This window comes from Pseudomonas sp. 21, from assembly GCF_000955805.1.
Taxonomy (GTDB): domain Bacteria; phylum Pseudomonadota; class Gammaproteobacteria; order Pseudomonadales; family Pseudomonadaceae; genus Pseudomonas.
Genome location: NZ_JYOA01000004.1, coordinates 554,691 through 574,727, shown reverse-complemented (window position 1 = coordinate 574,727; position 20,037 = coordinate 554,691). Strand labels below are relative to the sequence as shown.

The following is a 20,037-nucleotide window of genomic DNA, read 5'->3' as shown; positions in this document are numbered from 1 at the left end:
AGAAGGAGAGAGGCGTGGACGGAATACAAAAAAAGGAACGCTTCATCGGGCTGGAATGGCTGCGCTTCCTGATGGGCCTGTACGTGGTGATCTACCACACCCTGCACAGCTACCCGGCGGAGCAGAAATTCACCGGCCTCGATGACCTCACCGCCCTCGGTTTCTTCGCCACCAGCACCTTCTTCGTGCTTTCCGGCTTCCTGCTCTGCCACGTCTACGTCACCGATGGACAACTGCGTGAGAGCCCGCGCAGCTTCTTCACCAAGCGCCTGTCCAACCTCTACCCGCTGCACATCTTCTCGATCCTGCTGACCATCGCCGTGCTGCTGGTGGTGAGCGGGCTGGGCATCGGCCCGGACCTGGACCAGGCCACGCCGCGCTTCGTCATCTACGACACCAACGAGGCCATCGGCCGGCTGCAGCCGGAGCTGTTCCACCACTGGATGAGCGACCGCGAGCTGCTGTTCAACAGCATCCTGCAACTGACCATGCTGCAGGCGTGGAACCCGTATTACCTGACCTTCAACGCGCCGCTGTGGTCGCTGTCGACGCTGTTCTTCTTCTACCTCTGCTTCCCCTTCGTCGCGCCGCGCCTGGCGCGTCTGCAGAACAAATGGAAGTGGTTGCTGGCGTTGTGGATCGTCTACCTGATCCCGCCCGTGCTGGTGGTGGCCAGCGAGCAGTACGGCATGCCCTGGACCGGCCTGCTGCATCGCAACCCGCTGTTGCGTTTGCCGGAGTTCCTCAGCGGCATCCTCGCCTACGGGCTGTTCCGCGAGTACAAGGACGCCGGGCGCCTGCCGGGGCGGGGGATGCTGGTGGCGATGGGCACCTTCGTGCTGGCGAATTTCCTCGTTGCCGATTACCTCTACACCCACGGCGCCAAGTTCTGGTACTTCCTGCTGCACAACGGCCTGCTGCTGCCGGCGCAGTTGGTGCTGGTCTACCTGAGCGCCTTGCCGCGCGACCCGCAGAGCAGCTTGATCCGCCACTGGTCGCCACGGCTGGGGGCGGCGTCGCTGTCGCTGTTCGCCCTGCATGTGCCGCTGTTCACCCTGTTCTCGCGCACCGAGAAGCTGGTCCGCGCTCCGGGCGACTGCCTCGCGGACTGGGCCTTCTGCGTCGAGTCGGCTACCCACCAGCAGCTGTCGTTGTGGCTGTACCCGCTGTTCCTGCTGTTCATGGTCACCAGCTGCGTGCTGGTGCAGGAGCGCTGCGTGGTACCAGTGCGCAAATGGCTGGTGCGGCACCTGCTGCCGGTGCCACAGCCAGCGCGGGCATTGGTGCGTCGCTGAGGCACGGATTGTTCCGCTGGCCGGGCTGTTCGCGCGCAAGGAGCAGGTGTCCCTGCGATCCTGCAGGAAGGTACGTAGCTCTTCGTAGGAGCGAGCTTGCTCGCGAACCGACGCCGCAGCGGGGCTTGTTCGCGCGCAAGCTCGCTCCTACAGGGATACACCGTACCGTCGCAGGGGCAATTGTCTGCTTGCTGTCCCCTTCATCCCCACCCTTTCCACTGGTAGAGCGGCAGGGGCCCTGGCGTGCATGGATATGCTCCTGTCGCGGACGGGACTCGGGAGTTGTTCGCCGCTCATGATAGGTTGTCGTCACCGCCGCCCCTTTGCCGATCGCGGCATCTCGCGGATGAAACGACCATGCCTACGGAAATCCGCCTGCTCAGCGGCGAAGCCATCCGCCCGTTCATCGATGATCTGGCGCGCCTGCGGATTACGGTGTTCAAGGAGTACCCGTACCTCTACGACGGTAGTCCGGAGTACGAAGCCGGTTACCTCGACAGCCACGTGCGCTCGGCGTGGAGCTTGTGCGTCCTGTTGCTCGACGAAGGCCGGGTGGTGGGTGCTTCGACCGGCCTGCCGCTGCTGGACGAGACGGAGGCTTTCCAGCAACCGTTCCTGGCGCAGGGCTGGAACCCGGAGCGAGTCTTCTATTTTGGCGAGTCGGTGGTTCTGCCGGAGTACCGCAGTGCCGCTCTCGACCTGCGTTTCTTCGAGGAGCGCGAGCGCTTTGCGCGTGGCCTGGGACGCTTCGATTGGGCGGCCTTCTGCGCCCTTCGGCGGCGGCCGGAGGATTCCGCCCGACCTGCCAGCTACCGTTCGCCGGACGCCTTCTGGCTGCAGCGGGGCTTCACTCCGCGACCCTCCCTGCAGACCGAATACCACTGGCGCGATATCGGCGAGCAGCAGGAGACTGCCAAGTCGATGATGTTCTGGCTCAAGGAACTGAGCTGACTCGGGTTCAGTAACCGGCTTCGCGCTGGTGGCGGATCGCGAGGATGACCAGTGTTTCCCCATCGATGCGGTAGCGGGCTATGTAGCCGCTGTCACCGAAGTCGATGGGCCATTCGCGGAATTCGATCGGTAGGTCATCGATCAGTCGCCCCATCTGCGGATAGGCCCCCAGCGCCTGGGTGGCCTGGAGAATGATCTGGCCGGCACGGCGGGCGGCGGTGGGATTGGTTTCCCGGAGGAATCGGCGCAGGCGGTCGAGGTCGCGAAGCGCCGCGGGCGCGTAGATCACTCGCATTTCGGTGCGGCTTGCTCGTCCTCATCGCCCCAGCTGTTCAGCCAGCTCTCCACCGCTTCGGCAGTGACGTGCTGGCCGGTCGCCTGGAATTCTTCCCAGGCCTGCTCGGTGTCGCGCTTGAGCTTCTCGCGCTGCTCTTCACGCACGACATACTGGCCGATGGCTTCGCGCATGATCCAGTGCGGCGAGCGCTGGCGCAGCTCGGCCAGCTCGCGGACGCGGGCGAGCATTTCCTCGTCGAGTTTGACTGAAGTGGCCATGGCGGCACCTGCGTAGTTAAAGGTAATACCGGGTAATACTTCGCTCTAGGTGCAGCAGTGTCAAACGGGTTGGGATGAGCGGAGCTCGCCCTGGCGTTTGTGTGAACTCGCCGACCCGGACTTTCGACGGGTGGCAAGGCGTGAAGCGCTGGTTATGCTCCGGGGATAACCATAAGAGGGACTTTCCATGCTCCGAATGGCCCTGTGCGCCTTTCTCCTGATGCTCGCTGGTTGCAGCTCGCCCGGTGCGTTCTTCGGTGCGCTGGACGGGCCGCCGTTCGGCGCGCTGCCTGCCGATGCGCAGCAAGCCACGGTGTACCTCTACCGGCCGCAGAACCAGTGGTCCGACGAGGAACTGGAAGCGCCCGGGCTGTTCATCAACAACGAGCTGATCGGCAGCCTGCCGAGCAACGGCTACTTTGCCCTGAGCTTCGCCCCCGGCAGTTATCCGCTGCAGATGCGCCGCCCGCTGCTGGGCAGCTTCTGGACCTTCTTCGCCGGCGGCAGCCTGGACTTCACCCTGATCGCCGGTTTCACCCTGGAAGCCCGCGCCGGCGAGGTCTATTACCTGCGTTACGACGAAACCCACACGCCACCCAAGTACGAGCACACCGCCGGTCAGGGCGCCGGCCCGCTGCAGCTGGTGGGCAAGGAGCTGGGTTCGCGGGAAATCCCCGCCACGCGCCAGGTGCAGGAGCCGGTGAGCATCGCCGCCAGCGGCAAGGAAGTCGAAGGGCCGGGCTTCTTCGAGCGCATCGGCCTGTGAGTTTTGCGCTTTTCCGGAGCTATGAGCGCAAGTCATAGCTCCTTGAGTTTTTGTGGTTACCGGGCCGCTCGGGCCCGGTGCTAAAAATCGTCGCACCAGCTCATCGACAACAACAAAGAGCGACGCGACATGACTTCCTTCCTGCTTTCCCCGCCCTCGATCCGTCCTCTGCACTCCGGCCTGCCCGGGGCTTTCGCGCACCCGTCCCGCTGGCCCGTCGATAGCTGATCCCCATCCTTTTCCCCGGCGTCCTCCGCCGGTTCTGCCACGGGCCGCCCGAGCGTGCCCGGGCTTTCTTACACCCCACGTTTGCATGAGGTACCCCATGAAAAAGCTCGACCTGTACATCGGCGAAGGTTTCGAAGGCCCCGGCGTCAACGCCGCGCACATCAACATCCTGCTCGGCCCGCGCAGCGGCCCGGCCGGCCAGGCGTTCTCCAACAGCCTCGCATCACCCAGCCAGGGCCACTGCCCGTTCATGGTGATCGCCCAGCCGAACATCCCGGTCAAGCCGATGACCCTCTACGTGAACAAGGCCGAGATCAACGGTGACCTGCACGCCAACGCCACCTGGGGCGCGTCCCAGGCCGGCATCGCCAAGGCGGTCACCGAAGCGCTGCTGGACGGCACCCTGCCGCCCGAAGCCGAGGACGAGTGGGCCATCGTCACCGCCAACTGGGTCAACCCGGGCTGCGATGACCTCGATGCCGTCTACCTGAACAACTACAACGCCTGCCGCACCGCGATCCGCGCGGCGCTGAGCTGCAAGCCCGAGCGCGCGCAGCTGGCCGACGTGGTCAACGCCATCGCCAACCCCTTCTACACCCCCAAGGCCTGAGGTAAGCGCCATGCAATACATCCGTCTCGGCAACTCCGGCCTGCAGGTTTCCAAGCTGTGCCTGGGCACCATGAACATGGGTACCCCGGACTGGAAGCCGTGGATCTTCGATGAGCAGAAGAGCGAGCCGATCGTGAAGCACGCGCTGGATGCCGGCGTGAACTTCATCGACCTCGCCGACTTCTATTCCGCCGGCGTCGGCGAGGAAGTCGTCTGCCGCATCCTCAAGCGCCTGGTGCGCCGCGAGGATGTGGTGATCACCACCAAGGTGGGCTACGGCACCCGTCCGGGCATCAACGCCAGCGGTCATTCGCGCAAGCACATCATGGACGGCATCGACGCCTCCCTGAAGCGCATGGGCATGGATTACGTCGACATCTACATGCTGCACTTCTACGACGTGAACACGCCGGTGGAAGAAGTGATGGGGGCGCTGAACGATATCGTCCGCGCCGGCAAGGCCCGCTACATCGGCGTGTCCACCATGCTCACCGGCCAGCTGGCGAAGATCCTCATGGCCTGTGAGCGCAACGGCTGGGTCAAGCCGATCAACATGCAGCTGCAGCTCAACTGCGCCTACCGCGAGGAAGAGCGCGAGATGATCCCGTTCTGCCGCGACCAGGGCCTCGGTGTTTCGGTGTTCAGCCCGCTGGCGCGCGGCCTGCTGACCGGCGACGTGAGCTCCACGCGCAACCAGACCGACTTCTTCACCCAGCAGATGTATGCCGACGAGGCTTCCTTCGAGATCGCCCGCTCCGTGCAGCGCGTCGCGCAGCGTCGCGGAGTATCCAATGCGCAGATCGCCCAGGCCTGGGTGCTGCAGCATTCCGGCGTGGATTGCATGCTGGTGGGCGCCGACACCACCGCGCAGTTCGACAGCGCCCTGGCCGCGCTGGAGACCCGCCTGGATGACGAGGAAATCCACGAGCTGGAGCGCAACTACACGCCCTGCGACGTGATCAACGACTACACCGCCGGCAAGCGCATCCTGCGTGCCGCCCGCCCCATGCGCGAAGCCTTTGCGCTGACGGAGGCGGTGGCATGAGCGCGCTGCTGAAAGCCGGCCACTACATCGACGGCAAATGGGTAACGGGTGGCGCGACCTACCCGGTGCGCAACCCGGCCACCGGCGCGCTGATCGTCGACGTAGCCCGGGGTGGCGCCGAGGAAACCGACGCCGCCATCGCTGCGGCCGAACGTGCGCTGCCGGCCTGGCGCGCCCTGACCGCCAAGGAGCGCAGCGCGCGCATTCGCCGCTGGGGTGAACTGATGCTGCAGCGCCAGGACGACCTGGCGCGCCTGCTCAGCACCGAGCAGGGCAAGCCGCTGGCCGAGGCCAAGGGCGAAGTCGCCTACGCGGCGAGCTTCCTGGAATGGTTCGCCGAGGAAGCCAAGCGCGTCTATGGCGATGTGATTCCCTCGCACAAGGGCGATGCGCGCATCGTGGTGATCAAGCAGGCCATCGGCGTGGTCGCGGCGATCACGCCGTGGAATTTCCCGCTGGCGATGGTCACCCGCAAGGTCGGCCCGGCGCTGGCGGCCGGCTGCACCATGATCCTCAAGCCTTCGGAAGAAACGCCGCTGTCCGCCTTCGCCCTCGCGGTGCTGGCGGAAGAGGCGGGCATTCCACCGGGCGTGTTCAACATCGTCTCCGGTGACGCGCCTGCCATTGGTGGGGCGATCCAGGCGTCCGGCGCGGTGCGTAAACTGTCCTTCACCGGCTCGACCCGCACCGGCAAGCTGCTGATGCGCCAGGCGGCGGAGACGCTGAAAAAGGTCTCGCTGGAGCTGGGCGGCAACGCACCCTTCATCGTCTTCGACGACGCCGATATCGAGGCCGCCGTTCGTGGCGCCATGGCCTCGAAGTTCCGCAACACCGGGCAGACCTGCGTGTGCGTGAACCGCTTCTATATCCAGGACGGCGTCTACGACGCCTTCGTCTCACGCCTCACCGACGCCGTGCGCGTCATGCGTGTGGGCAACGCGCTGGAAGGCGAGACCGAGCAGGGTCCGCTGATCAACGAAGCAGCGCTGGCCAAGGTCGAGCAGCACGTCGGCGATGCGCTGGAGAATGGCGCCAGATTGATGTGCGGCGGCCGGCGCCATGCGCTGGGCGGCACCTTCTACGAGCCGACGGTGCTGGCCGAGGCGAGTCCGAAAATGCTGATCGCCAGTGAGGAAACCTTCGGTCCTGTCGCTGCCTGTTTCCGCTTCCGCGACGAATCTGAAGTCCTGAGTCTGGCGAACGATACGCCCTACGGACTCTCCGCCTATTTCTACAGCCGCGATATCGGCCGCGTCTGGCGCATGGCCGAAGGGCTGGAGGCCGGCATGGTCGGCATCAACGAAGGCATCATTTCCACCGAAGTCGCGCCCTTTGGCGGCATCAAGGAGTCGGGCCTGGGCCGCGAAGGTTCGAAGTACGGCATCGAGGACTACGTGGAGATCAAGTACCTGCTCATGGGCGGCCTGTCCGCCTGACGACCCACCAAGGAGTTCTGCCACAGCCGCCGCGCCGTTGTTCATGGCGCGGCGGCCCTACCTCGCTGTGTTTCCAATAACAAAAAGTCGGAGACGATCATGTCGGGTCAAACAGTCAAAATCGATGACCTGCCCATCGGCAGGTTCCACATCAAGATCGCCGGCCTCACCTTCGGCGCCCACTTCACCGATGGCTACATCCTCGGTCTCATCGGCATCGCCTTCACCCTGATCAACCCGCAGATGGCGCTGACGCCGTTCTGGCAGGGCCTGATCGGCAGCTCCGCGCTGCTCGGCCTGTTCATGGGCAGCCTGTTCTTCGGCTGGATTTCCGACCACCTCGGCCGGCAGAAGATCTTCCTCATCAGCTTCGTGCTGATCACCATTGCCTCGGTGATGCAGTTCTACGTCGAATCCGCGATGCAGCTGTTCCTCTGCCGGGTGCTGATCGGCATCGGCCTGGGCGGCGACTTCAGCGTCGGCCATGCGATGCTCGCCGAATTCTCCCCGCGCAAGCACCGTGGCGTGCTGCTGGGTTCGTTCAGCGTGATCTGGACCTTCGGCTACGTCGCCGCCACCTTCGTCGGCACCGCCATGCTGCCATTGGGCGACGATGCCTGGCGCTGGATGCTGGCGTCCTCGGCGATCCCCGCCGCGATGATCCTGATCGCCCGCATCGGCACGCCGGAGTCGCCGCGCTGGCTGGTCTACAAGGGCCGGATCGAGGAAGCGCGCGCCATCGTGCACAAGCACCTGGGCGCCAACGTGGAGATCGACGAGGAAGTCATCAACCGCAAGCACAGTGGCTACAAGGCGCTGTTCAGCCGCGAGTACCGCAAGCGCACCGCGTTCAACTGCCTGTTCTTCATCTGCATCGTCATGCCGTACTTCGCCATCTATACCTTCCTGCCGTCGATCCTGCAGAAGATGGGCCTGGCCGAAGGTTTCGGCACCGAGATGATGCTCAACGCGTTGCTGATCGTCGGTGCGCTGCTGGGCATCTGGTGCACCATCAAGTTCAGCCGTCGCGGCTTCCTGATCAACTCCTTCCTGATCCTTGCCGCCTCGCTGTTCCTGCTGGTTCTGCTGCCCGGTAGCCTGGCCTGGCTGATGGTGGCGTGCTTCGGCCTGTTCACCCTGGTGCTATCGGCGGTGAGCAACCTGGTCGGCGTCTACCCGGCGGAGAGCTTCCCCACCGAAGTGCGCGCCGGCGGCATCGGCCTGGCCACGGCAGCCAGCCGCCTGGGCTCGGCACTGAGCACCTTCCTGCTGCCGGTCAGCGTGGCGGGCATCGGCCTCAATCCGACCATGGCGATCCTCGCCGGCATTCTGTTGCTGGGGGCGATCATCTCCATCGCCTGGGCCCCGGAGACCAAGGATCTGACGCTGACTAACGCCTGCCGCGCCGAGTCAGGAGCGGCACCTGGCGAGGCGTCGGAAAAGTCCGCTCAACTGGCCTGATATCTCCCTGCGAGCTGAACGAACGGGCGTACCGGGAGACCGGTACGCCCGTTCGTTTGTAGGCTCTAAATCGGTGCTCTGTCGGGCATTTCCTCAGACATCTGTGTCACTTATGTAGGAATTCGGCGCAACTGGCAGGGGGACCATCCGTATCTATTTCTACCCCGCTTTCAGTGCTCCGGATGGCGACTAAGGTAGTGGTCCCTGCCTCGGATTGCCGTCCCCAATGCTCGTTCAACGGTGCAAAGGTCCCAGGCGATCACTCTTCAGCAAGGAGTCGCCATGCACCTGCGCCTCGCCGTTGCCGCCAGCCTCCCGAATGGCCGGCTGTTGTTTCCCGCCTTCGCCTTGCTGGCCTGTGCAGCCTCCCTGAGCGGCTGCAATACCGACCAGCAGTTCATTGCGCAGAACCAGAACGCTGCAATCAACACCGCCTTGTCCCGTGCGCGCTTCGAACTCGACTGCCCGGACGCCACCGCCACGGTGCTGTCGAGCAAGGTCACCCAGTTCGCCTACGCCAACAACCGAACCGAATACACCATCGGCGCCCGCGGCTGTGGTCGGCAGGCGGTGTACATCGCCTTCTGCCTGACGCCCGACAGCTGCACCGCGGTCAGTGATACCGCGCGCCTGGCTGAGTGATGCAGCCGTTCCGCCTACCTGTTCCGTCCACAGGAAACCGAGCCCAAGGAGAGTTCCCCATGCAAGCACTCGAGACTCTGTTCCTGATCGCTGCGCCGGCCCTGGCGGCCACGGCCACCAACTGATGCCATCGCGGAGTTCCCACCCTGGTGGGAACTCCCTTTTCCCGCTCCCTGGCCTTCGGGCAATCGCTGTGGATGGACTATGCGCCTGACTCCTTTGTGCCCCTATGCAGTGCTACTCGCGACCGTATTCCTGACCGCCTGTGACCGGGCAGAAAAGCCGCCCGCCGGGGTCGCCCCGGTCGCTGTCACGACCACTGTGGCGAAGCTGGCCAACCTGCCGGCGAGCATGACCTTCGTCGGCCAGACCCAGAGCCCGCAGGCGGTGGACATCCATGCACGGGTCGATGGCTTCCTGCTCAAACGCAACTACAACGAAGGCAGTGTGGTGAAGGCCGGCGACCTGCTCTTCGAGATCGACCACGCGCCGTTCCAGGCGCAGCTCGATTCGGCAAGGGCGGAATATGCCGCACGGAAGGCCAGTTACGAACGCGCCAAGGCCAACCTGGACCGCGTGCTGCCGTTGGCCGCAGAAAAGGCGCTGAGTCCGAAGGATCGCGATGATGCCATCGGTACGGCCAAGTCCGCCGAGGCCTCCATGGAGGCGGCGCTGGCCCAGGTCAGGACGCAGGAGCTGAACCTCTCCTACACCTACGTGCGTTCCCCGGTCGATGGCATCAGCGACTACGCCCACGTCAACGACGGGACTTACGTCAACACCAGCAACAGCTTGCTGACCTCGGTGTCCACGCTGGACCCGATGCGCGTGGTGCTGAGCGTGAGCGAGGAGCAGTTCCTCGCTATCCGCGACCTGCGCGAAAGCGGCCGCCTGGTGCTGCCGGCCGATGGCCGTCTCGAGGCGGGCTTGCTAATGTCGGACGGCTCGCGCTACCCGGCAACCGGCGTGGTGAGCTTCGCGTCTTCCACCTTCAACCAGCAGACCGGCACCTTCATGGTCCGCGCCGACTTCGCCAACCCCAAGGGCGACCTGCGCCCCGGGCAGTTCGTGCGCATCACCCTGAAGGGAGCGAATTACGCCAATGCCATTCAACTGCCGCAGCGAGCCGTCATGCACGGGCCCAAGGGCGACTTCGTCTATGTGGTCAACGGCGACAAGGCCGAGGAGCGCCCGGTGCAGATGGCCGAGCCGTCCGGCGAGTTCTGGCGGGTCGAAACGGGGCTCAAGGGCGGCGAGCAGGTGGTGGTCGATGGCGCCGGAAAGCTCATGCCCGGAGCCCCCCTGAAGATCGTCGGCGACGCTCCGGCCGGCAGTTTCGGCCCAGCGGCCCCGAAGGCAGAGTGAGGCGACCGTCATGCTTTCCCGTTTCTGTATCGAACGGCCCATCTTCGCGATGGTGCTGTCGCTGATCATCATCATCGCCGGCGGCGTTTCCATCTTCGCCCTGCCGGTGGCGCAGTACCCGGACATCACTCCCATCCAGATCACCGTGACGGCGACCTATCCGGGTGCCGACTCGCAGACCATCGCTTCCACCGTGGCGGCGCCCATCGAGACCCAGGTCAACGGTGTCGACAGGATGCTCTACATGCAGTCGGTCAGTTCACCCACCGGGCAGATGACCCTGAACGTGTACTTCGACATCGGCACCGACCCGGACATCGCCCAGGTCCAGGTGCAGAACCGCGTCAGCCAGGCGCTGGCGCAGCTTCCGCAGTCCGTGCAGCAGAACGGCGTGAACGTGCAGAAGCGCTCCTCCAGTTTCCTCATGCTGCTGGCGATCTACTCGCCGGACGGAAGCTTCGACCAGCAGTACGTGGGCAACTACGCCAACCTCTATGTACTGGACGCGATCAAGCGCATCCAGGGCGCCAACCAGGCACAGATCATGGGCGACGCTGACCTCGCGTTGCGCATCTGGCTCAAGCCGGACCGCATGGCGGAGCTGGGTATCACCGCGAGCGACGTGCAGAACGCGGTCAGCCAGCAGAACCAGCAGTTCGGTGCCGGCAACATCGGCCAGGCGCCGTCCCGGGGGAAGATGGAACTGACCTATCCGCTGGTCACGCCGGGGCGCATGAAGTCTGCCAAGGAGTTCGAGCAGATCATCCTGCGCGCCGACGCCAATGGCACCGCCATCGTTCGCCTGGGCGACGTGGCCAGTGCCGAGATCGGCCTCAACCAGTACAGCATGCGCTCCTCGCTCAACGGCAAGACGGCGACCATGATCGCGGTCTACCAGCAGGCTGGCTCCAATGCCCTGGAAGTGTCGAAGAACGTCCGCACCGCGCTGGCAGACATGTCCACCACTTTCCCCCGGGGCATCGGCTATGCCGTCTCCCTGGATACCACCGAGTTCGTCCGCTCCTCGATCCATGAGGTGGTGGTCACGCTGCTGATCGCCATCGCCCTGGTGGTGCTGGTGGTATTCATCTTCCTGCAGAGCGTGCGCAGCACCCTGATTCCGGTGGTCGCGGTAGTCGTCGCGGTGATCGGCACCTTTGGCGCACTGCTGGCGCTGGGCTTCTCGATCAACCTGCTGACCCTCTTTGCCCTCGTCCTGGCCATCGGCATCGTGGTGGACGACGCCATCGTGGTGGTGGAGAACGTCGAGCGGAACATGGAGTCGTTCCACCTGAGCGCCCACGACGCCACCGTGAAGGCGATGGAGGAGGTGACCGGCCCGGTGATCGCCATTGTGCTGGTGCTCTGCGCGGTATTCATCCCCGTGGCCTTCGTCAGTGGGACTACCGGCCTGCTGTATCGCCAGTTCGCCCTGACCATCGCCTGCTCGGTGATCATCTCCGGCTTCGTCGCCCTGTCGTTGTCGCCAGCGCTCGCCTCGCTGATCCTCAAGCCGGGCCAGCATGCGCGCTGGAAGGGCTTCGAGTGGTTCAACCGGGCCTTCGACAGGATGACCCACGGCTTCGTCGACCTGATTTCGCTGGTCGTACGGCGCACGGTGGTGGCGCTGGTGCTGTTCGCCGTCATGCTGCTGGGTATCGCCGCGCTGTTCTCGAAGATTCCCACCAGCTTCGTGCCCGAGGAAGACCAGGGTTACCTGCTGGTTGCCGTGATGATGCCTGACTCGGCAAGCCTGGATCGCACCGAGGCGACTACCGAACAGGTCGCGGCGATGTTCCGCGAGCACCCGGCCGTGCAGGACGCGTCGGTGATTTCCGGCTACAGCTTCATCGATGGTCAGAATCAGACCAACATGGGCACGGTGTTCCTCAACCTGAAGCCTTCGGAGCAGCGCAAGGGCGACGCGATGTCGGCCGATGGCATCATCCGGGCCCTGTACCCCAAGCTGGCGACCATTCCCCAGGCCCGCATCATCCCCATCAACCCGCCTTCGATTCCCGGCCTGGGCACCCAGGGCGGCTTCGAATTCTGGGTGGAGAACCGCGGCAATGGCGATGCGAAGGAGCTCCAGGCCGCCACCTGGAAACTCATCGGCGCCGCCGCCAAGCGGCCGGACCTGTCCGGCCTGATCAGCACCTTCCAGGCCTCGACCCGGCAGATGCGCGTCTCGGTGGACAATGCCAAGGCGGAGACGCTGGGCGTGCCGATGGCCGATGTGTATGGCGCGTTGCAAACCCAGTTCGGTTCGGCCTACGTCAGCCAGTACGTGCTGGGCAGCCGGGTGTGGCAGGTGGTCGTGCAGGGGGATGCGCAATACCGCAGTTCGCCGACGGACCTGGGCTATCTCTACGTACGGCAGAAGGACGGCAAGATGATCCCGCTGTCCGCCCTGGTGAAGACCGAGTTCACCTCCGGGCCGAGCCTGGTGACGCGCTTCAACAACTTCCCCGCGGCGAAGATCACCGGCAACGCCGGCCCCGGCTACAGCTCCGGCGACGCCATCAGGGCGATGCAGGAACTGGCCCTGCAGGAGCTGCCGCCGGGCTACAGCTTTGCCTGGAGTGGCGAGGCCTTCGAGGAGAACAAGGCGGGCAATACCACGGTGCTGGTGTTCGCCTTCGGCATCATCATGGTCTTCCTGATCCTGGCGGCCCAGTACGAGTCCTGGTCGCTGCCTCTGACCGTGCTCAGCGCGGTGCCCTTCGGCATCTTCGGGGCGCTGTTGGCGATCTGGCTGCGCGGCATCTCCAACGACGTGTACTTCCAGATCGGCCTGGTCACCCTGGTGGGGCTGGCGGCGAAGAACGCGATCCTGATCGTCGAGTTCGTCATCCTGCAGCGCCAGGCCGGGCTGTCGCCGCTGGACGCCGTGCTCAAGGCGGTCGAGTTGCGCCTGCGGCCGATCATCATGACGTCCCTGGCCTTCATCTTCGGCGCCGTGCCACTGGCCATTGCCAGCGGCGCGGGGGCCAATTCCCGGCACTCCATCGGTACCGGCATCATCGGCGGCATGCTCGCGGCCACCAGCCTGGCGCTGGTATTTGTGCCGCTGTTCTCCTGCATCGTCGAACGCCTCGGCGAACGGCGGCGGCAAAAGTCCCGGGGCTCCGTGACCGCGTCAGCGACGCCCGGTGGCGACACTCGCCAGGAGGCGCACTGATGATTGCCAGAAAACTCATGCTGGGGTTGGCAGTCTCTGCCCTTGCCGGCTGCATGATCGGCCCCGACTATCAACGCCCCGAGGTTGCCATGCCGGCGGCCTACAGGGCGCATCTGAATACCAGCGCATCCCAGGTCGATGGCCCGTGGTGGGGGCAGTTCGGCTCTCCCACCCTGCCGACGCTGGTCAGGGAGGGGCTGGCGAACAATCTCGACCTGCAACGCGCCACCACGCGCATCGAGCAGTTCCGAGGGCAGTTGCGCACGGTACGGGCGGGCTTGTTCCCGCAGCTGGGGTTGGGGGCCGGAGCCCAGCGTGCGCTGAGTGACCAGTTCGTCGATACGCCGCTGGCCGGGTTCGACGGGACGAGCAACCAGTACCAGGCCGGCCTGAGCGCCGCCTGGGAGATCGACCTCTGGGGCAAGCTGCGTCGCCAGAGCGAGGCCGCGAGCGCGCAATTGCTTGGTGCGCAGTATGCCCAGCGCGGCGTGGCGCTGAGCCTCGCCAGCTCGATCAGCGAGGGCTACCTCAACCTGCTGGCGCTGGACGAACAGCTCGCCATCGCCGAGCAGACGGCGCAGGCGCGCAAGGACGCCCTGGACATCTTCCAGAAGCGCTATGACCGAGGCGTGATCCGCCAGATCGAGCTCAGCCAGGCACAGAACGACTACTGGGCGACCCAAGCGGCGATTCCGCCCTTGAGAGCGAAAATCAGCTCGGCGGAAAACTCGCTGTCGGTGCTGCTCGGCCGAAACCCGGGCCCTATCGTGCGCAACGAGCGCCTGTCCGCCCTGCGCGCGCCGAAGGTCCCGGATGTCCTGCCGGCCACCTTGTTGTCGCGCCGCCCTGACCTGCTGCAGGCCGAGCAGGCCGTTGTCGCCAGCAATGCGATGGTCGGCGCGGCGCAGGCACTGTACCTGCCGGACCTGAACCTGTCGGGGATGATCGGATTCAGTCGGGGCGAGAGCGGGCAATTGTTCGAGAGTGCATCGAAGGTCTGGAACCTGGCGCTCGGCTTGAACCAGACGCTGTTCGATGCGGGCGCAGTTTCCGGGCAAGTGCTCCAGGCAAAGTCCGAGTACCAGCAGTCGGTTCTCGCCTACAAGGGCGCGGTGCAGTCGGCGCTGGCCGACGTGAACGACGCGCTGGTGGGCACTCGGGAGACGGCGGCGCAGCTGGCTGCAGTCGAGCAGCAGGTCATCGCTTTGCAAACTTACTCGCTACAGGCGCGTCGCTTGTACGAAGGGGGATATTCGACCTACCTGGATGTCACCACTGCCGAGGAGAAACTCTTCGATGGGCAGTTGCAGGCAGTGAACAGTCGACTGGCCGCGCTGAACGCCTTCAATGTGTTGTATCGGACTGTCGGTGGCGATGTGAGGTCCGACGCATCGCTGTTCTTCACGCCGGTTGTGAAGCGTTGACCGGACTCGGAATACAGGTCAGCAGCATTCTCCAGCCTGGGCCAGGTCCTGACTTCCGTGAGTCAGGGCCCGGCTTCTCAAGCGCGCAAAAGCCCTCTCACGGATTGCGCTCCACATTCAGCCAATGTTGAAAGCGCTCCACCTTCGACAGGCCCAGCTTGTCGGTGGCGATATCCAGCCAGTAGCCGTAGGGACCGATCACCTCGACCGGAGTGATCGGCAACAGGCTGCCGCTGGCCAGCTCCCTTTCGATCATCTGCCGGTCGATCACCGCCAGCCCGCCCCCGGCGAGGGCCGTGTGGATGACCTGGTCCAGGGTGCTGAACTCGATGCCGCTGGCGGCATCGACGTCGCTGCGGCCGACCGCCTCCAGCCAGTTTTCCCAGACCCGCAGGCGCTTGCCTTCGTGCAGGATGTGCAGCAGTGGGTGGTCATGCAGTTCCGGCGGTTGTTCAGCGTCGAACAGCTCCGGGCTCGCCACGGCGATGTGGCGCTCCATCACCAGCAACTCGCTGTGGCAGTGGGTGGCCTGCTCCAGGCCGAAGCGGATGCGGCAATCCAGTTCGCCGGCGCTGTCGTCACCCTGCTGGTTGTGGATGCTCAGGCTGATGTCCGGATAGCGCTTGAGAAAGCTGCGCAGACGCGGTGACAGCCAGCGTGTACCCCAGGTCGGTGGCGCGAGGATGCGCAGGCGCTGGCGCAGGTTGGGCACGCGCACGGCCTGCAGGGCGCGCTCCATCTGATCGAAGGCATCGCTCAGGTGCGGGGCGAGGGCGCTGCCGGCTTCGGTGAGTGTCAGGCCGCGGGGGGTTCGTAGGAAAAGGCTTATTCCGAGGTATTCCTCCAACTGCTTGATCTGCCGGCTGACAGCTCCCTGGGTGACGTTCAATGCATCGGCCGCACGATTGAAACTGCGATGGTGGGCCACTTCTTCGAAGACGCGGAGCATGGTCAGGGGCGGCAGGTTGCGCATGGCGGGGCCATCCGGAAGTACGCTCGGGGCGTGGGCTTTTTTCGCTGATTCTAGCGATGGCGACGCCTTCGGAATATGCGTTTTTCTCGGGTTCTGACTGCGATTTAGTCGTTTGTGGCGCAGCTCCGGCTGCGGCTAGTTTCGCCCCGCGCCTACGGACGGGAGCCCACCGCTGTTGGCGACATTTCATAACGACAAGAAACCTGCCGAGGCTTTCCAACGTGGCCATTTCCCACCTGCGTTTTCGCTCCGCTTTTCTCCTGCTTCCCGCCCTGTTCGCTGCCAGCCCTGCGGCCTTTGCCGTCCCGGTGACCGACCACCTCGATATCGGCGGCGCCGTACGCGCGCGCTGGGATCACGACCCGGACCGCGATATCGAGAAGTTCGGCATCGATACCGCGATGCTGCGCGTCACCTACACCTCCGACACCTGGATCGGCGCCGCACGCTACCGCTGGTATGGCAAGGATTATCCCTACCAGTACACCCAGCACTTCGGTGACGTGAACTTCGCCGAGTACGCCTGGATCGGCTACCGCTTCGATCCGGACCGGCAGATCCAGGTCGGCCTGAACCAGATTCCCTTCGGCCTGCAGCCATTGTTCGGCAGCACCTTCTACGAGACCCTGGGCAACGTCATCGGCCTGGAAGACGTCAACGACGTCGGCGTGAAGTACATCCAGCAACAGGGTGACTGGAACCTGCAGGTCGGCGCCTATAGCCGCCCAGCCTGGGAGGGCAACGGCACCAGCAACGGCACCACCTATTCCACCGTGGTGACTTCGGCGGACGGTTATGTCGGCGACGGCTCGCGCAACAAGGAGCGGCAAATCCTGGTCGGTCGCCTGGCGCGCTCGCTGCAGCTGGGCGATTGGAAATCCGAGGTGGGCTTCTCCGCACTGACCTCACGGCTGGAGAACCAGGACACCGACGACAAGGGTCGCCGCAATGCCTACGCGATCCACTACGCCGGGCAGAACGGCCCCTGGGGCGTGCAGTTGCAAGCCGCCCGCCAGCAGATGTCGCCAAGGAATACTGGCAGCGACGAAGTAGTCACATTCGGTGGGTACGACGGTACATTCAACGTCGCGAGTCGCGGTAACCTATATGTTGGCGACTTGAGCTACAGCATCCCCGGAACTTTCCTGGATGGCTGGGTAAGCGGCGTGAAGGTCTACGGCAACTACAGCGCCTTCGACAAGTCCGCCGATGACTTCAAGACTTCCGAACGATTCATCCTCGGCACCTCCTTCTCGGTGAAGTCGGTGTACATCGCCGTGGAATGGCTCAACGGTCGCAACGATCCGTACATTGGCGGCAGCAACTACACCCAGAGCCTGGCCGAAGGCGGCACCGACCACTGGGAGAACCAGCTGTACGCCAACATCGGCTATTACTTCTGATCAGCGTGCAGACGAAGCCCGCGCGGCGGCGGCCGGCGGGCAGGGAAGGGTGGGTGAAACGCAAGATTCCGGCGCTCAATGCGCTGAAAGCCTTCGAAGTGGCCGGCAGCACGGGCAGTTTTACCCGTGCCGCCGAGTTGCTCAACGTGACCCAGAGCGCGGTCAGCCGACAGGTTCGCCAGCTGGAGGAACAGCTGGGGGAAAGCCTGCTGGTGCGCCGGCATCACCACCTGGAACTGACCGAGGCCGGGCGTGTGCTGCTGCGCGCGTTGCAACTCTCGTTCGACCGCATCGAGCTGACGGTGCGCGGCATCCAGCAGCGCCATCACCTCAACCGACTGCGGGTCAACGCGCCGCCCACCTTTGCCCTGCGCTGGTTGCTGCCGCGCCTGTCGCGCCTGCGCGAGGCGCACCCCGACCTGGAAGTCAGCCTCACCACCAACCTGCAGGACAGCCTGGCGCAGAGCAGTACGCTCGATTGCGCCATTCGTTTTGGCAACGGTGAATGGGAAGGGCTGGACAGCTCGCTGCTGATGCACGAGCGGCACATCGCGGTGTGTTCTCCCGGTCTGCTGGCCCAGCGCGAGGAGCAGGACATCGATCTGCGCAGCATGACCCTGCTGCATGTGCTGGCGCGCGACGACCAGCGCTTCCTCACCTGGCGCCACTGGCTGGACGCCGCGAAGATCCAGGGCGTCGACCTGCACGGCGGCTACGAATTCGACCTGCTGGACATGGCCATCCGCGCGGCCACCGATGGCCTGGGCATTACCATCGCCGACCGGCAGATGGTCGCCCGCGAACTGGCGGCGGGGCAGCTGGTGCAGATGCTCGACGTCGAAGTGCAGGGACACCAGTCCTACTGGTGGGTCAGCCGTCCGGAACAGGACCTGCCGCCCCACGTGCAGCGTTTCCACGAATGGTTGCAGCAGGAGGTCTGGACCGCCGAGCGCAACCTGGCGGGACCGGGTTCCATCGTCAATCTTTCCTGAAGATTCCTGTCGCTATTTCCTACAGGCATGTAGCCGCTTTCCTGCGGTCAGTAACCTGCGTTTTTCGCATGTTAGTGCGATCTATTAATCGCTTGTCGCTCATCCGGTGCCTACCGAAACTTCGGACAACCGATAACGACAAGAGTCACCTTCATGCCTGCGCCGCGCCGCCTTGCCTCGTGCCTGCATGTCCGCCTTTGTGCCTTGTCGTTCCGTGGGGTTTTCGCCCCTCTCGCTTGAATGACAGGAACTGCCCATGCGTACAGATCGTAACTTCATCGACGGCCGCTTCGCCGACGCCTCCTCCGCCCACACCGCCGTGTTCGACCCGGCGACCGAGCAGCAGGTCGCCCAGGTGCCGGCCGCGACCGAAGCCGACGTGCGCAATGCCGTGGAAGCTGCCGCCCGCGCTCAACGCAGCTGGGCCCGCCTGCCGGCCATCGAGCGCGGCGAGCACCTGCGCCGCTTCGCCGAGGCGCTGGAGCGTAACGCCGAGCGCATCGGCGCCGCCCTGGCCGCCGAGTCCGGCAAGAGCCTCGCCGACGCCAGCAGCGAAGCCTTCTACGCCGGCCAGATCACCCGTTACCACGCCGAATGGGCGCGCCGCATCGAAGGCGAAGTGATCCCCAGCGATTCCACCGACGAAACCATCCTGCTGCAGCGCGAGCCGATCGGCGTGGTCGCCGCGCTGATCCCGTTCAACTACCCGGTCTATACCTTCCTGCGCAAGGTCGCGCCGGCGCTGATCACCGGCAACACCGTGGTCGTACGCCCGAGCAACAACACCCCGACCTCGGCCTTCGAGATCGCCCGTTGCGCCGAGGAAGCCGGGCTGCCCGCCGGCGTGCTGAACGTGCTGACCATGAACCACGACGTGGCCGGCGTGCTCTGCCAGCAGCCGCAGATCGGCCTGATCACCCTGACCGGCAGCGTCGGCGCTGGCCGCATCGTGCTCGATTACTGCAAGGCCAACATCGCCAAGCCATCCCTGGAGCTGGGCGGCAAGACCCCGGCGATCATCGAGGCCGATGCCGACCTGGAAAAGGCCGCTTCCGCCATCGTCGCCTCCAAGACCACCCACTGCGGCCAGTTGTGTACCGCCATCGAACGCGTCTATGTGCAGGCCAGCGTGCATGACCGCTTCCTCGCCCTGCTGCGCGAGAAGATGGCCGCCGTGCGCATCGGCAATCGCGCCGGGGACGCCGGCCTGATGGGGCCGATGCAGAACGCCCGCGCGCGCCAGGACGTCCACGCCAAGGTGCAGCGCGCGTTGGCCGACGGTGCCGTGCTGGAGTGCGGTGGTGTGTTGCCCGAAGGCGCCGGCCATTTCTACCCGGCGACCCTGCTCAGCGGCTGCCGCCAGGACATGGAGATCGTCCAGGAGGAAATCTTCGGCCCGGTGCTGCCGGTGCTGTCCTACGAGACCCTCGACGATGCGCTGGCCATGGCCAACGACCACCAGTTCGGCCTGTCCTCGGTGCTGTTCACCGAGCACTACCGCAACGCCATGAAGGTGGCCAACCACATCGAAGCGGGCGAGATCTACATCAACCGCACCCCGGCCGACCCCTACCAGGGCTTCCACGCCGGCTGGAAGCGCTCGGGCCTGGGCGGCGACGACGGCAAGCACGGGATGCTGGAGTTCACCCAGACGCGCCTCGTGGTCCTCAAATTCTGATTCAACCCGCGGAGCCCACTGCCTGGGCTCCG

17 protein-coding genes are annotated in these 20,037 nt (G+C 65.0%); 14 read left to right on the top strand and 3 right to left on the bottom strand.

What is annotated here, in order from left to right; genetic code table 11:
- The first annotated feature begins 14 nt into the window (after nucleotides 1–14).
- Both UB43_RS12310 and UB43_RS12305 read left to right on the top strand, forming a co-directional pair.
- Complete coding sequence (locus UB43_RS12310) at nucleotides 15–1,295, top strand: acyltransferase (protein ID WP_082085824.1); 1,281 nt, start codon at nucleotides 15–17, stop codon at nucleotides 1,293–1,295.
- A 357-nt stretch (nucleotides 1,296–1,652) separates the two neighbouring features.
- Nucleotides 1,653–2,246 carry a hypothetical protein gene (locus tag UB43_RS12305; protein ID WP_045211089.1) on the top strand — a complete coding sequence of 198 codons (594 nt, stop codon included), beginning with the start codon at nucleotides 1,653–1,655 and terminating at the stop codon, nucleotides 2,244–2,246.
- A gap of 7 nt (nucleotides 2,247–2,253) precedes the next feature.
- Here the strand turns inward: UB43_RS12305 and UB43_RS12300 are convergent, their stop codons facing one another.
- Together UB43_RS12300 and UB43_RS12295 are read right to left on the bottom strand one after the other, a co-directional pair.
- Nucleotides 2,254–2,541 carry a type II toxin-antitoxin system RelE/ParE family toxin gene (locus tag UB43_RS12300; RefSeq protein ID WP_045211087.1) on the bottom strand — a complete coding sequence of 96 codons (288 nt, stop codon included), beginning with the start codon at nucleotides 2,539–2,541 and terminating at the stop codon, nucleotides 2,254–2,256.
- Nucleotides 2,532–2,801, bottom strand: a complete 270-nt coding sequence (locus UB43_RS12295; protein WP_024762620.1) for a CopG family ribbon-helix-helix protein — start codon at nucleotides 2,799–2,801, stop codon at nucleotides 2,532–2,534. The genes UB43_RS12300 and UB43_RS12295 overlap by 10 nt, the downstream gene beginning before the upstream one ends.
- Nucleotides 2,802–2,988: 187 nt before the next feature.
- Here UB43_RS12295 and UB43_RS12290 point away from each other — a divergent pair, with 187 nt between their 5' ends.
- The 9 genes from UB43_RS12290 to UB43_RS12250 all read left to right on the top strand — a co-directional run bounded on the left by UB43_RS12290 (nucleotide 2,989) and on the right by UB43_RS12250 (nucleotide 14,959).
- A complete protein-coding gene (locus UB43_RS12290; RefSeq protein WP_045211084.1) occupies nucleotides 2,989–3,567 on the top strand; it encodes a DUF2846 domain-containing protein in 579 nt (192 codons plus the stop codon).
- Nucleotides 3,568–3,892: 325 nt separating this feature from the next.
- Nucleotides 3,893–4,405, top strand: coding sequence for a formaldehyde-activating enzyme (fae, locus tag UB43_RS12285; RefSeq protein WP_045211082.1), 513 nt, complete (start codon nucleotides 3,893–3,895; stop codon nucleotides 4,403–4,405).
- 10 nt (nucleotides 4,406–4,415) lie between these two features.
- The gene (locus tag UB43_RS12280) at nucleotides 4,416–5,450 is read left to right on the top strand and encodes an aldo/keto reductase (RefSeq protein ID WP_045211080.1); all 1,035 of its coding nucleotides are present in this window, start codon (nucleotides 4,416–4,418) and stop codon (nucleotides 5,448–5,450) included.
- Complete coding sequence (locus UB43_RS12275; RefSeq protein WP_045211077.1) at nucleotides 5,447–6,886, top strand: NAD-dependent succinate-semialdehyde dehydrogenase; 1,440 nt, start codon at nucleotides 5,447–5,449, stop codon at nucleotides 6,884–6,886. Before UB43_RS12280 ends, UB43_RS12275 begins: the two co-directional genes overlap by 4 nt.
- 99 nt (nucleotides 6,887–6,985) lie before the next feature.
- The gene (locus UB43_RS12270; protein WP_045211075.1) at nucleotides 6,986–8,347 is read left to right on the top strand and encodes an MFS transporter; all 1,362 of its coding nucleotides are present in this window, start codon (nucleotides 6,986–6,988) and stop codon (nucleotides 8,345–8,347) included.
- 282 nt (nucleotides 8,348–8,629) lie between these two features.
- Nucleotides 8,630–8,989 (top strand): hypothetical protein, encoded by a 360-nt coding sequence (locus tag UB43_RS28815; protein ID WP_052969533.1) that lies wholly within the window; start codon nucleotides 8,630–8,632, stop codon nucleotides 8,987–8,989.
- 204 nt (nucleotides 8,990–9,193) lie between these two features.
- A complete protein-coding gene (locus tag UB43_RS12260; RefSeq protein WP_045211072.1) occupies nucleotides 9,194–10,354 on the top strand; it encodes an efflux RND transporter periplasmic adaptor subunit in 1,161 nt (386 codons plus the stop codon).
- A gap of 10 nt (nucleotides 10,355–10,364) precedes the next feature.
- Complete coding sequence (locus UB43_RS12255) at nucleotides 10,365–13,535, top strand: efflux RND transporter permease subunit (RefSeq protein ID WP_045211069.1); 3,171 nt, start codon at nucleotides 10,365–10,367, stop codon at nucleotides 13,533–13,535.
- Nucleotides 13,535–14,959, top strand: coding sequence for an efflux transporter outer membrane subunit (locus tag UB43_RS12250; protein ID WP_045211066.1), 1,425 nt, complete (start codon nucleotides 13,535–13,537; stop codon nucleotides 14,957–14,959). The genes UB43_RS12255 and UB43_RS12250 overlap by 1 nt, the downstream gene beginning before the upstream one ends.
- Nucleotides 14,960–15,056: 97 nt before the next feature.
- Here UB43_RS12250 and UB43_RS12245 read toward each other — a convergent pair whose 3' ends face one another.
- A complete protein-coding gene (locus tag UB43_RS12245; RefSeq protein ID WP_045211063.1) occupies nucleotides 15,057–15,932 on the bottom strand; it encodes a LysR substrate-binding domain-containing protein in 876 nt (291 codons plus the stop codon).
- Nucleotides 15,933–16,168: 236 nt separating this feature from the next.
- Between UB43_RS12245 and UB43_RS12240 the strand changes: the two genes are divergently transcribed.
- The 3 genes from UB43_RS12240 to aldA all read left to right on the top strand — a co-directional run bounded on the left by UB43_RS12240 (nucleotide 16,169) and on the right by aldA (nucleotide 20,005).
- The gene (locus tag UB43_RS12240; RefSeq protein ID WP_156160407.1) at nucleotides 16,169–17,335 is read left to right on the top strand and encodes a hypothetical protein; all 1,167 of its coding nucleotides are present in this window, start codon (nucleotides 16,169–16,171) and stop codon (nucleotides 17,333–17,335) included.
- A 53-nt stretch (nucleotides 17,336–17,388) separates the two neighbouring features.
- On the top strand, nucleotides 17,389–18,327 hold the full coding sequence (locus tag UB43_RS12235) for a LysR substrate-binding domain-containing protein (RefSeq protein WP_045211058.1): 939 nt from the start codon (nucleotides 17,389–17,391) through the stop codon (nucleotides 18,325–18,327).
- Nucleotides 18,328–18,583: 256 nt separating this feature from the next.
- Complete coding sequence (aldA, locus tag UB43_RS12230) at nucleotides 18,584–20,005, top strand: aldehyde dehydrogenase (protein ID WP_045211056.1); 1,422 nt, start codon at nucleotides 18,584–18,586, stop codon at nucleotides 20,003–20,005.
- The last annotated feature ends 32 nt before the right edge of the window (nucleotides 20,006–20,037 follow it).

Coding starts and splice junctions, on each gene's coding strand:
- UB43_RS12305 (WP_045211089.1), top strand. CDS start 1,653: ATGCCTACGGAAATCCGCCTGCTCAGCGGCGAAGCCATCCGCCCGTTC.
- UB43_RS12300 (WP_045211087.1), bottom strand. CDS start 2,541: ATGCGAGTGATCTACGCGCCCGCGGCGCTTCGCGACCTCGACCGCCTG.
- UB43_RS12295 (WP_024762620.1), bottom strand. CDS start 2,801: ATGGCCACTTCAGTCAAACTCGACGAGGAAATGCTCGCCCGCGTCCGC.
- UB43_RS12290 (WP_045211084.1), top strand. CDS start 2,989: ATGCTCCGAATGGCCCTGTGCGCCTTTCTCCTGATGCTCGCTGGTTGC.
- fae (WP_045211082.1), top strand. CDS start 3,893: ATGAAAAAGCTCGACCTGTACATCGGCGAAGGTTTCGAAGGCCCCGGC.
- UB43_RS12280 (WP_045211080.1), top strand. CDS start 4,416: ATGCAATACATCCGTCTCGGCAACTCCGGCCTGCAGGTTTCCAAGCTG.
- UB43_RS12275 (WP_045211077.1), top strand. CDS start 5,447: ATGAGCGCGCTGCTGAAAGCCGGCCACTACATCGACGGCAAATGGGTA.
- UB43_RS12270 (WP_045211075.1), top strand. CDS start 6,986: ATGTCGGGTCAAACAGTCAAAATCGATGACCTGCCCATCGGCAGGTTC.
- UB43_RS28815 (WP_052969533.1), top strand. CDS start 8,630: ATGCACCTGCGCCTCGCCGTTGCCGCCAGCCTCCCGAATGGCCGGCTG.
- UB43_RS12260 (WP_045211072.1), top strand. CDS start 9,194: ATGCGCCTGACTCCTTTGTGCCCCTATGCAGTGCTACTCGCGACCGTA.
- UB43_RS12255 (WP_045211069.1), top strand. CDS start 10,365: ATGCTTTCCCGTTTCTGTATCGAACGGCCCATCTTCGCGATGGTGCTG.
- UB43_RS12250 (WP_045211066.1), top strand. CDS start 13,535: ATGATTGCCAGAAAACTCATGCTGGGGTTGGCAGTCTCTGCCCTTGCC.
- UB43_RS12245 (WP_045211063.1), bottom strand. CDS start 15,932: ATGCGCAACCTGCCGCCCCTGACCATGCTCCGCGTCTTCGAAGAAGTG.
- aldA (WP_045211056.1), top strand. CDS start 18,584: ATGCGTACAGATCGTAACTTCATCGACGGCCGCTTCGCCGACGCCTCC.